Raw genomic sequence first — 12,119 nt, forward strand, 5'->3', positions numbered from 1 at the left:
AGTTATCTATCCCTTCCTTACATTCGTTGTCTGTTTTCGCACTGCGAATAAAAGTCAGGTTTCTTTCTGCGAACTCTTTTACATCACTCTCAAAGCGACTCCTCAAGAATGCATCCTGTATGTTATTAAAAGAGACTCTTCTTGAAATATTGATTAATTTATCTGCATCTATTTTTGCCATTGCATAAAAGTAATTATTATTTCTTTCTCGCGCACTTAACCCAATATCCATTTGCCCTCTCCTTTTTTATAGTTCTAATCTGATTGTATCGTTAGATTGAATCCATTTATCTATGCATTTTATATTTTAGGATTATTGCTCGATAAAAATAGGGCTTATATCCTAAGACGGTATCCATAATGATCAAAACCAGCCCGAAAGCTGGTGTTGATTTTAGGTGGGGGATAGACCTGCTTAATCGGCGATAAAGAGGTCAGTACCGAAAACGCTTAACGCAGTGCCTGAAGGATATTATAGGCCGCTTGTACACGGACAGGATTGGGGTAGTTTTTGTTAGCTAACATTACGATGCCAATATTCTGCTCTGGGATGAAAACAATATAAGCTCCAAAGCCATTGGTCGCCCCGGTCTTATGCACCCAAGATGCGCGTACCGCAGGAGGTGGCGGGAGCAACTCCTTTGCTTTACGTGGTTTCAGTGCGACATCATTGCCACTGTCGGCAATAACCCGCTGTGGGTCGATAGGCCAGTTATACATTTCCCAGCCCAAGCCTTGGAATATCTCTCCCGCTTGGAAATAGCGAGACTGGGCCGCGATAAGCGCTTGCTTTAGCTTATCGTTTTCGACAGGCAGGCTCTCTGGGTTCATATTGGCCTGCATAAATCTCACCATATCTTTGGTGGTGGATTTCACGCCATAGGCTTCCTCACCCAACATGCCCAAGGTGACGCGCATCGGCTGACCCTCTTTATATCCCCACGCATAGTTTGGCAGCATCGATTCAGGGACAGTGATAAAAGTATGATTCAGTTTTAAAGGCTGGAACACACTCTTCTTCATGTACTCTTCGAAGGTTAACTGACTTCTTTTTACCGCCAGCGCACCGAATAAGCCAATGCTGGCATTGGAGTAATTTCGCATCTCCCCCGGTGCCCACTCGGGTTGCCACTGTTGATAATATTGCCATAGTGATTTCTGGTCGGTAACCGAATCAGGCAGTTGAAGAGGAAGCCCGCCCGCCGTGTAGGTCGCCAGATGCAACATTTTCACCGCTTTCCACTGACTCCCCGTCAGCTCAGGGGCGTAATCCGTCACGGGATCATTCAGGTTCATGATCCCTGTTTGCATGGCATATTCCCCGGCAACGCCGGTAAAGGTCTTACTCACCGAACCGAGTTCAAACAGCGTATTTTCAGTCACGGGAGTGCCTGCTTTGATATCCGCTACGCCGTAGTTAAAAAATTGGGGTTTTCCGTCATAAAATACAGCGACGGCCATACCGGGAATATCTTGCTTTTCAATCAATGGCTTAAGGGTGTCATTGACGATAGCGGCAACCTGCTGTTCCGTCAGTTTGGTTTGTGCCGAGGTAGAGAGTGGGGAGGCGGCGATAGCGGTTAAGACCAAAGTGGTGATTAGAGACTTTTTCATCATTAGAGAATCTTCCATAGACGGATAAATAGTAAGCAGTGTGGCTCCTTCTGCGCCACAGATTTTGCAGTGATTGATTACGGATGGCAATCAATTCCATTTAACCTATAGTAAGAGAAAATGTAACAAATCCCCTGCCGTGCAACGTTATCTGCTGCTCGGTGCTGTTCGCCCCAATTTTGTGATGTATGACACTCTCCCTCGATTTCATCGTGATATGGCTCACAATAAACTGGGCATTTGCCTAAAAAACCTCGCCTTTTCTGCTGCTTTTGCAGCGATTTTCCTAATGACTATTCGATGGTTATCTTCAATACTGAATAAGTGAAATAACATTCCATTTTAAAAGATCCAATGTTCTACTATTTGATGCAATTAAATCATTATTAAAAATAAGGGATTAGTGTTTTCGCGCCGAGGGACAAGGGTGATTGAGTCAGATAACAGTCGCGAAGCGGCCCAGACTAATGACAAACCCTGATGACGCGATCTTAAACGGTGAGGACAGTCGGAAGAGTAAAGCGTCCGCGCCAGGGAGGGCGCGGCTCGAGCCATCAGGGACGCTTATTCTTACGAAGGGAATACGGCGTCTTTACGATCCGCCTGTTTTCACCGCCGCTGGCATTTTGTCAACAACCTCAGTCGCGAAGCGACCCCAGTTTCGATTGAAAACGAGATGAACATTAAAGGCAGGTAATCAGGTGAAAATAATCTCAGTAGATGTAACCGTTTTTTCTTATCCCACCCGGCGTGTTTCCGATACCGCAGGGCATTCGCATCCCGGCGAAGAGTCGCAGGCCAAAATGGCGATGCTGACCTTGACCACCGATGAGGGCGATTGTGGTTATGCCTTTGCGCCCCCTGAAGTCATTCGCCCGCACATTATCAACAGTTTCTTTAAAAAAGTGCTGATTGGGCAGAACCCCTTTGACCGTGAGCGGCTGTGGAATGATTTGGTGCATTGGCAGCGGGGGAGCGCCAACCAGCTCACTGATCGAGCGCTGGCAATTGCCGAGCAAGCGATCTGGGATCTGTTGGGCCGCAAGCTGGGCCAGCCGGTTTATAAGTTACTCGGTGGCTATCGCGACAAAGTGTTGGCCTATGGCAGCACCATGTGTGGTGATGAGTTGGCGGATGGCTTATCCACGCCCGACGAGTATGCGCGCTTTGCCGAGCAACTGGTCGCCAGAGGCTACAAAGGGATCAAGCTGCATACTTGGATGCCGCCGGTCTCCTTTGCGCCGAGTCCACAAATGGATGTCCGTGCTTGTGCCGCCGTGCGCGAAGCGGTGGGGCCAGATATCGCGTTGATGCTTGATGGCTACCACTGGTACAGCCGCAGCGACGCACTCTATATTGGCCGCGAGTTGCAAAAGCTGAATTTTAGCTGGTTTGAAGAGCCGATGGAGGAGCAGAGCATGGCTTCCTATTGTTGGCTGCGGGAGAACCTACAGATTGACATCATTGGGCCTGAAAGTCTGGCGGGTAAATACTTTAGCCGCGCCGACTGGGTGAAAGCGGGGGCTTGCGACATTCTCCGCGCTGGCGTTCAAGGGGTAGGCGGCATTACTCCGTGCTTGAAAGTGGCACATTTGGCGGAATCTTTCGGCATGGATTGCGAGATCCACGGCAATGGCGCACCTAATTTGGCGGTGGTCGGGGCGATCCGCAATTGCCGTTGGTATGAGCGCGGGCTACTGCATCCGTTCCTCGATTACGATGAACCTGCCGCTTACCTCAATAGCATTATCGACCCGATGGACAGTGAAGGTTATGTCTCACTGCCAACCCGTCCGGGCTTGGGTGAGGATATTAATTTCGACTATATCGAAGCCCATACTATTCACTCTTAACCCATACGGTTCACTTTTAACCCATTGTATCAATTATAAAAATAAGCATTCAGATCTAGCCTTTTCTTACCGGAGATGGTCCATGAACGCGATAATAACAGTTAGAACATCAATAGCAGTTAGAACATCAATAGTAGTTAGAACACTCCTCCTTACCCTAATGGTCACCCTGACGTCGGCTGGCGTCAGTGTGGCTAAAACGCCCGATGACCAACTGATTGTTGGCATGAATATGAATAACCTGCTGTCTCTCGATCCGGCGGCAATGACCGGCAATGATGCGGTTTCTATCATTGTTAATCTGTATGACTCACTGGTGGAGCTAGACCCACACACGCCGAGCAAAGTGCTGCCCGGTGCAGCTACCGCATGGAACATCAGTGATGACGGCAAGTTAATTACCTTTACCTTGCGTGACGGAATGAAGTTCCACTCCGGCAATCCGGTGACGGCGGCCGATTTTGCTTGGTCGATGAATCGCCTGATGCACCTCAATCTGGCGCAAGCCACCACGTGGAAATCCTACGGTTTCACTGCCGAGAACGTCGAGCAACTGATCCGCGCTAAAGACCCGTTAACCGTGGAGATAGAACTGCCTAAACCCACTGACCCGAAACTGGTGATCTACTCACTGGGCACCTTGGGCAGTGGTTCGATTCTGGATCGCGCCACCGTGATGCAGCATGAGAAAAATGGCGACTGGGGCAATGGTTGGCTGACCACTAACGAGGCGGGTTCTGGCCCCTTCAAGCTGGATGTCTGGCAGGCAAAAGATGTCCTGCGCATGAGCCGAGTAGAGAACTACTGGCAGGGGGATGCCAAGATCAAGCGGGCGATATTCCGCCATATGACCGAGTCACAAGCGCTGCGGTTAATGATCGAAAAAGGCGATATTGATATTGCCAGCGGCATGTCGGTGCCGGATATCAATGCGCTGAAAACTAACCCAGAGATCAAGGTCGATGAAGTCCAACGCGGCACGATTTACTATGTCGCCATGAGTCTGAAAGAGCCGCATTTCGCCAATCCGAAAGTGCGCGAGGCGGTGCGCTATCTGATTGATTATGCTGGGATCAATAGCACCATCATGCCGGGCTACGGGATTTTCCATCAGCGCCCGATTCAGAAAGGGATGGAGGTCACTCTGCCGGATCCGGGCTATACATTGGATGTGGCAAAAGCCAAGGCGCTGTTAGCCGAAGCGGGCTACCCAGAGGGGTTCACCACCACACTGCGCGTGCTCTCTGATCCGCCATTTATCAATGTGGCGACTTCCGTGCAATCCACACTGGCACAGGCAGGGATTCAAGCCAAAATTCTGACTGGCACCGGCAATCAGGTGTATGGCGCGATGCGCGATCGTCAATTCGACATGCTGGTTGGTCGGGGGGGCGGTGGCGTTGACCCCCATCCTCACTCTAGCCTGCGCTCCATTGCCTATAACCCAGATAACAGTGATGCCGCCAAGCTGACCAACTTTCAGGGCTGGCGCACCTCTTTCTACGATAAACAACTTAACGATTTGATTGATAACGCGTTAATCGAGAAAGATCCGGCCAAGCAAAAGCAGATGTATATCGAAGTTCAGGAGCGCTATGACGCGCTCTATCCCGCTATTTTGCCGATCTCACAGATGGTTGATTCTGTGGTGGTGCGCAAAGACGTGATGGATTACGTGCCGCATCCGTCCACCACCACCCGTCTGCTACAGGTCTATAAGCAGCGATAATTCACTGCACGCAACCTAAGGGGCAGGGCAGGGTGTGCCTTGCCCGTCTCGGGAGGATAGCATGAAGGTTTCAGACTGGTTTGCTCCACATGGTGTTGCACGGCGTTTATCAAAGCGCCTTTTGCAAGTGGCGGTGACCTTATTTGGCTTATTGATTCTGACTTTTATTATTGGTCGGGTGATGCCGATTGACCCGGTGCTGGCGATTGTCGGTCAGGATGCGGATCAAAGCACCTATCAGCAGGTTTACCTGCAACTGGGGCTGGATAAGCCGCTATGGACACAATTCTTTATCTATTTTAACTCGCTGATCCACGGTGATCTCGGCAATGCCTTGCTGACCGGGCGGCCGGTGGTGGATGACATCATCCGCGTCTTCCCTGCCACCATAGAGCTTGCGACCATGGCGATTTTGGTGGGTGCGGGGCTGGGTATTCCACTGGGTGTGATGGCGGCGGCGCGGCGCGGCAAATTTGCTGACTATGTGGTGCGCTTTATCAGTCTGGCGGGCTACTCAACCCCCATTTTCTGGGTGGGCATGATGGGGCTGCTGGTGTTCTATGCCTGGCTAAACTGGGTCGGTGGGGCGGGGCGGGTGGATATGGCCTATGACGGTCTGGTGGATCGCCGCACGGGCCTACTGCTGATTGACTCGGCGCTGGCGGGGGAGTGGGAGGTTTTCCGCAGCGCACTCAATCATCTGGTGCTGCCAGCCACTATTCTCGGCTTCCACTCACTGGCCTATATCAGCCGCATGACCCGCAGTTTTATGCTGGCGCAGTTGTCGCAGGAGTACATCATCACCGCCAAAGTGAAGGGCTTATCCGAGTTTCAGGTGCTGTGGGGCCATGCGTTCCGCAATATTCTGGTGCAATTATTGACGGTGGTGGCGCTGGCTTACGGCTCACTGCTGGAGGGCGCGGTACTGATCGAAACTGTCTTCTCGTGGCCCGGTTTTGGCTCCTATCTGACCGGCAGTCTATTGCTCGGTGATATGAATGCGGTGATGGGCTGTGTCTTGCTGGTGGGGCTGATCTTCGTTTCACTGAATTTACTCTCTGACATGCTGTATCAGATCTTTGACCCGAGGACGAATCAATGATGCTTTCCTCTGAACCTGATAACACCGTGGCACGCCCTGAGCGCAACCGTCAGGGCTGGCAGCGCGGGTTATGGCGGGTGCTGAATTTCATGCGCACCTTAATGAAAAATCCGCTGACCGCCATCGGCGTCTCCATCATCGGCTTGCTGTTAGTGGTGGCCTTCTTTGCCCCGTGGTTGGCAACTCATGATCCGCTGGTGCAGGATCTCGGCAATGCTTTGCAGGCACCCGGTAGCCAGCACTGGTTTGGCACCGATGAGTTTGGCCGCGATCAATACAGCCGGCTGATTTATGGCGCGCGCACCACCCTCTATATTGTGGCGCTGGTGTCGGTCACTGTCGGGCCAATCGGCCTGTTACTCGGCGTGGTCGCGGGTTATTTCGGCGGTAAAGTCGATAGCATCCTGATGCGCATTACCGACATTTTCATCTCCTTCCCTAGCTTGGTGCTGGCGCTGGCTTTCGTCGCCGCCCTCGGCCCCGGTCTGGAGCATGTGGTGATCGCGATCACTTTAACCGCGTGGCCACCGATTGCCCGTCTGGCAAGGGCCGAAACCCTCTCCCTGCGCAATGCCGATTTTGTCTCTGCGGTGAAATTGCAGGGGGCATCGCCGCTGCGCATCTTGCTGCGCCATATCGTGCCTCTCTGTCTGCCGTCGGTGATTATCCGTATCACCATGAATATGGCCGGGATTATTTTGACCGCTGCGGGTCTGGGCTTCCTCGGCTTGGGCGCTCAGCCACCGGACCCAGAGTGGGGGGCGATGATCTCCAGTGGCCGCCGCTACATGATGGAGTGCTGGTGGTTAGTGACCATTCCCGGTCTGGCGATTCTGCTGAACAGTCTGGCGTTTAACTTCTTAGGAGATGGCTTACGTGACATCCTCGATCCCAGAACAGAATAACGCAGTGCCCTTGCTGGAAGTGGACGACCTGCGGGTCAGCTTCGTCAATGGCAAACAGGTGACTGATGCGGTGCGCGGGGTCTCCTTTGCGCTCGGCAAAGAGAAACTGGCGATTGTCGGTGAGTCTGGCTCGGGTAAATCGACCGTCGGCAGGGCGCTGCTCAAGCTGCATCCGGGCAGTGCGCAGATTCACGCCAACACTCTGCGCTTTGCCGAGGTGGATTTATTGCGCGCCAGTGAAGCCAAAATGCGCGAGGTGCGCGGCAAGCGGATGTCGATGATTATGCAGGACCCGAAATACTCATTGAATCCGGTGGTCTGTGTCGGCGATCAGGTGGCGGAAGCCTATCTAGCGCACCATAAAGTCTCACGCCAAGAGGCGCGGGATCGGGTGCTCGCCATGTTTGAGGTGGTCCGCATCCGCCAACCGCAGCGCGTGTATCACCTCTATCCGCACGAAGTCTCTGGCGGCCAAGGGCAGCGCATCATGATCGCGATGATGCTGATTACTGGCCCGGAAATGGTGATTGCCGATGAGCCAACCTCGGCGCTGGATGTCTCGGTGCGGTTACAGGTGCTGGCGATGCTCGACGATCTGGTGCAAGAGCGCGGGTTGGGGCTGATTTTTATCAGCCACGATATCAATCTGGTGCGCAGCTTCTGTGATCGGGTGCTGGTGATGTATGCCGGGCGGGTGGTGGAGTCCATCGCGGCTTGCGATCTGGATCATGCGCAGCACCCCTACACGCGGGGCTTGCTCAATGCGCTGCCGGATCTGAATAACCGCCGTGACCGTCTGCCCGTGATGGTGCGCGATCCCGCTTGGATGAATAGCTAAGGAGCCAGTGATGTCTGCAAACGCGATGATTGAGATCAATAATCTTAACCTGACTTTTGGCGAGGGTAGCCAGCAAAATCAGGTGCTATTTGATGTCAATCTGGCAGTAAAAAATGGCGAGATTTTTGGTTTAGTGGGGGAGTCCGGTTCCGGCAAAACCACGGTGTTGAAGTGTCTTGCCGGGCTGTTCAACCACTGGACCGGGCAGTTAACTCTCAACCAAATTCCCTTGGCGCACCGGATTGAGCGCGATCGTTGCCGCCATGTCCAGATGGTGTTCCAAGACCCCTATGGGTCGCTGCACCCACGCCATACCATCGAATACATTCTTGCTGAGCCGCTGATGATTCACGGCATCGGGGATCGCGACTCGCGGATTGATACTATTTTGGAGAAAGTGGGCCTCAACCCGCTGTTTCGCCAGCGCTATCCTCATCAGCTCTCCGGCGGTCAGCGCCAGCGTGTTGCCATTGCGCGGGCATTAATTCTGGAGCCGCGTGTCTTGCTGCTCGATGAACCTACCTCGGCGCTGGATGTCTCGGTACAGGCAGAAATTCTGAATCTGCTGGCGGAACTGCAACAGCGGGAGAAGTTGACCTATCTGATGGTGACTCATGATCTCGGGGTGATTGCCCACCTTTGCCATCGGGTGGCGGTGATGCAGCATGGCCGAATTCTGGAAACCCTCAACACCGCCGATTTAACCACCGACTGCGAAAAAACCGCCTATACCCATATGCTGGTGGACGCCAGTCGCCAATACAGCCGAGATTTGGCACAGAAAGCGGCTGAAATGTCGTAATTAGCTGCCATCTTTAACAACACTGTCATCATCAACTCTGGCGCTTCTTGCGGGAAGCGCCAGTAATTTTTTGCGCTATCACCCTAAGCCCGCGAGGGCATTCATTATGGGTTCAAGCGCGAGAGCATAAGCAAAGAACATGACTATCGCGGCGATCGGCACGAACAGGTGGCGGCATCGGCTGATGATGTACCAGGGAGAATTAATCACCGCAGTCACCACCGCGGTTGGCAGTAATAGGAAGCTGCTACTCTTCAATGCCATTCGCCATATGAACGCGGTGAGCACCAGCGTTAATAGGACACCGGGCCGAATTTGCGTGGTGATATCCGCCGCTGCAAACACGGTTTTGAGGTAGATAAGTGCAATCAGGCTCCCGCCGACCAGCAGAGAAAAGAGAAACGCCAATAGCAGAAATGGACTCAACAGGCGCGTTTTCTGTAGGCCAAAACAGAGCAGATTGTGCCCATATAAATAGTAAGCCATCACCGCCGCGAGTAGGCCAATCGGTAAAACTCCGGCGTGTGAAGAGCTTGCCGCCAGTGCGCCCGAGGCTATCCAGAACAGGGTGAGGAATAGACTCTGCCAACTGGCATATAAGTGCTGATTCTGAAAATAAGCAATGGCGTGAGGATTTATCTTTTCCCGCAGAGTCGGGTTGTTCTGCAACAGTGTCGCTAATTTTTGGCGTAATGAGGGCAGAAAATCGGGCACTAATCGCACCCAAAAAGGGATCTCTTTTTGCGGATCGCTGAGCAGGGTGGCGATCATTTTATCCTTCAGCGAATGATTTTTGCTTAAGACGATCTCTTGCCATGCGCGCTCATCTTCTGTGGTGGAGACTTGCTGATAGAGGCGCTGGGCGACCTCATCAGGGAGTGCGTGTGCCGCATATTGCTCCAAATCCCAATGCATTAAAGCGGACACTTGCATTAAGCCCGCTTCATGCAGCCCTGACTGTTCGCTCAGCGCGTTAGCCAAATCCAGACTAAATCTCTCGCGCACCGCCAATGTTCTTTGATCCAACTGCTGCAATAGCTCATCCAGCGCCTTCAGCCCCTTTAACTCATCATTTACCAAGCACTCCGCTAATGCGGTCACTTGCTCAAGTGGAATATGGGGGGGGGCTGCTGGCGGCACATCCGGCGAAGTGGCTTGCTCGAACGGCACCCATTCGGCTGTTGGGGTCAATGCACTGTCTATGGTTTTACTGAAATCAAGGGGTTGACTGAGATCGACGGCTTGACTGTGATGCTCTGCATAATGGCGGGCATCATCGAATGCTTCCCTAAGCTGTTGGTAGCCTGCGGGGTCGCTGTCGGGGCGATGCTGTTTGAGCTGAGTGGCATAGGCCCGCTTGATGTCACTGAGATTGGTGGTGGGGGAGATATCCAAAATCGACCAGATACTCATGCTTATAGCCTCTCGTCGCTAAAATGAGCAATTGCTGCTTTAAGCTCATCACGTGTGGTGGCGATGCGGCGGACATTTTGTGAGTCCAGCGCCAACTCAAAATAGCTGATATAGGCATCCAATGTGGTGCGCTCCTCGGCCAGACAGCGCTCATACAGTTGCGCCCCTTGTGCGAGTAATAACTTGTTTTCCTGATATTCACGCGGATGTTGCTTCATGGCGGCCAGTTTCAGCAGACTGGCGTGAATCTCCTCTTCACTCATTTGGCCGGGCACTCTTTCGATAATCATGGATGTCACCTGATCTGAATCGGGCAAGCGGCACTCCACTTCCAATATTCCGTCCAAGGTATAAGTGAAGCGGATATCAATCGAAACCTCTCCCGCTTTGCGGCGCGGCACGGGCAGATTGAGTTGGCCGAGCAGGATATTTTCAGCTACTTTGCGGGCTTCACCTTGGTAGATATGAACATCGACCTGCTGCTGATGATCATAAACGGTATTCACACGTTGCACGGTGCTGACCGGAACAAAGGAGTTACGCTCAATGAGCGGCAGGAAATAACCTCCTTCAATAGATTCATTATTTTGGCGGGCGACGCCGATACCTAATGAGTAGGGCATCACATCGGTCAATATGATGTCTTCGACGGCTTGGTCCATCAGCACCATGCCGGCCTGAATCCCGGCCCCTAGCGCGACGGCTTCATCGGGGTTTAATTCGGTGCGCGGGAAGTGACCAAACATCCGCGTGACGGCCTGCCGGACTAATGGCATCCGGGTTGCTCCCCCCACCAGCAACACATGATCCAGTTCGTCGCTGCTGAATCGGGCATCCCGCAGGGCTTGTAAAACGGGCTTTTTCAGCCGATTTAATAACTCCTCACAGATTTCCGCCAGCAATGTTTCATTTAGCTGCCATTCATAAGTTTGCCCCTGCCACACTAATTGGGCGCGGGCATGCGCCGAAAAAGTCAGGTCACATTTCATCTTTTCAGCTAACAGTGTCAGGCGGGCGCTCAGCTCAGACGCCTCGGGCGAGGAGAGTGGGTGGACTTGCAGCATCCACTGATAAATTTGGCGGGTGAAGTCATCGCCGCCGAGAAAAATATCCCCGCAGCTCGCTCTGACCTCAATCACCCCCTCAAACATATCAATGACAGACACATCAAATGTGCCGCCGCCCAAGTCGAAGGTGAGGTACTTTTGCTGAGTATTATTGAGCAGGCCATAGGCCAGTGAGGCGGCGGTCGGCTCATTAAGCAGCCGTATCACATTGAGTCCGGCAATTCGGCCCGCAGTTTTTACCGCTTGCCGCTGCACATTATTAAAATAGGCGGGGACAGTGATAATGGCATCACTGACGCCATAGCCCAGATAGCGCTCAGCATCCGCCTTTAGCTGCTGCAATAAGAGGGCGGAAAGCTCTTCCGGGCGCAGCTTATTTTGGCCCAAATGGAAGGTATAATCCGCGCCCATTTGGCGTTTGAAACTGGCTGCTGTCAGTTGCGGGTGGCTTTGTAGCCGCAATTTTGCTGCCTGACCGACGATAAACTGCCCATGATCATCAACGCCGACCACCGAGGGGGTTAAATGATCACCCTCCGCATTGGGGAGTAAAATGGCTTGCCCATCCTGCCAAAGGCTGACGGCACTGTTTGATGTGCCGAGATCGATACCTATCAAGGCGTTAGCTTGAGCAACATCGGGTGATGGCATGTTTATCCTCCTTCCGTGAGACGTAAAACTGGCTGAAATAATGGATTTTGTTATGACTTATCGGCCGTTTTCTTAATTCATTGAGCGAATGTTTCACCGCAAATTAATTGACTGAATTCCCCTTGCTGCGGCTCCCGCCCCGCCA

Annotated in this window: 9 protein-coding genes; 6 read left to right on the plus strand and 3 right to left on the minus strand. The window is 52.7% G+C overall.

The annotated features are described in order from the left end of the window. Nucleotides 1-450: 450 nt before the first annotated feature. Nucleotides 451-1,617, minus strand: coding sequence for a class C beta-lactamase (gene ampC, locus HRD69_RS09785; protein ID WP_004874984.1), 1,167 nt, complete (start codon nt 1,615-1,617; stop codon nt 451-453). Nucleotides 1,618-2,315: 698 nt separating this feature from the next. Between ampC and HRD69_RS09790 the strand changes: the two genes are divergently transcribed. From HRD69_RS09790 to HRD69_RS09815, 6 genes are all read left to right on the plus strand, one after another. Beyond that, nucleotides 2,316-3,467, plus strand: a complete 1,152-nt coding sequence (locus HRD69_RS09790) for a mandelate racemase family protein (RefSeq protein ID WP_032815154.1) — start codon at nt 2,316-2,318, stop codon at nt 3,465-3,467. Between the two features lie 160 nt (nt 3,468-3,627). Next, nucleotides 3,628-5,196, plus strand: a complete 1,569-nt coding sequence (locus HRD69_RS09795; protein WP_004876522.1) for an ABC transporter substrate-binding protein — start codon at nt 3,628-3,630, stop codon at nt 5,194-5,196. Between the two features lie 61 nt (nt 5,197-5,257). Then, the gene (locus HRD69_RS09800; protein WP_032815153.1) at nt 5,258-6,298 is read left to right on the plus strand and encodes an ABC transporter permease; all 1,041 of its coding nucleotides are present in this window, start codon (nt 5,258-5,260) and stop codon (nt 6,296-6,298) included. 89 nt (nt 6,299-6,387) lie between these two features. Next, a complete protein-coding gene (locus HRD69_RS09805; protein ID WP_371410622.1) occupies nt 6,388-7,203 on the plus strand; it encodes an ABC transporter permease in 816 nt (271 codons plus the stop codon). After that, a complete protein-coding gene (locus tag HRD69_RS09810; RefSeq protein ID WP_050144421.1) occupies nt 7,166-8,041 on the plus strand; it encodes an ABC transporter ATP-binding protein in 876 nt (291 codons plus the stop codon). Before HRD69_RS09805 ends, HRD69_RS09810 begins: the two co-directional genes overlap by 38 nt. A gap of 25 nt (nt 8,042-8,066) precedes the next feature. Beyond that, nucleotides 8,067-8,843: an ABC transporter ATP-binding protein gene (locus HRD69_RS09815; protein WP_004876515.1), complete on the plus strand. Its 777-nt coding sequence runs from the start codon at nt 8,067-8,069 to the stop codon at nt 8,841-8,843. A 78-nt stretch (nt 8,844-8,921) separates the two neighbouring features. On the opposite strand, the gene HRD69_RS09820 is transcribed toward HRD69_RS09815, so the two are convergent. Both HRD69_RS09820 and HRD69_RS09825 read right to left on the minus strand, forming a co-directional pair. Further along, on the minus strand, nt 8,922-10,256 hold the full coding sequence (locus HRD69_RS09820; RefSeq protein ID WP_004876513.1) for a J domain-containing protein: 1,335 nt from the start codon (nt 10,254-10,256) through the stop codon (nt 8,922-8,924). Nucleotides 10,257-10,258: 2 nt separating this feature from the next. After that, nucleotides 10,259-11,974: an Hsp70 family protein gene (locus HRD69_RS09825; protein ID WP_004876511.1), complete on the minus strand. Its 1,716-nt coding sequence runs from the start codon at nt 11,972-11,974 to the stop codon at nt 10,259-10,261. Between the last annotated feature and the right edge of the window lie 145 nt (nt 11,975-12,119).

The sequence above is a fragment of the Yersinia mollaretii ATCC 43969 genome, assembly GCF_013282725.1.
Lineage (GTDB): Bacteria > Pseudomonadota > Gammaproteobacteria > Enterobacterales > Enterobacteriaceae > Yersinia > Yersinia mollaretii.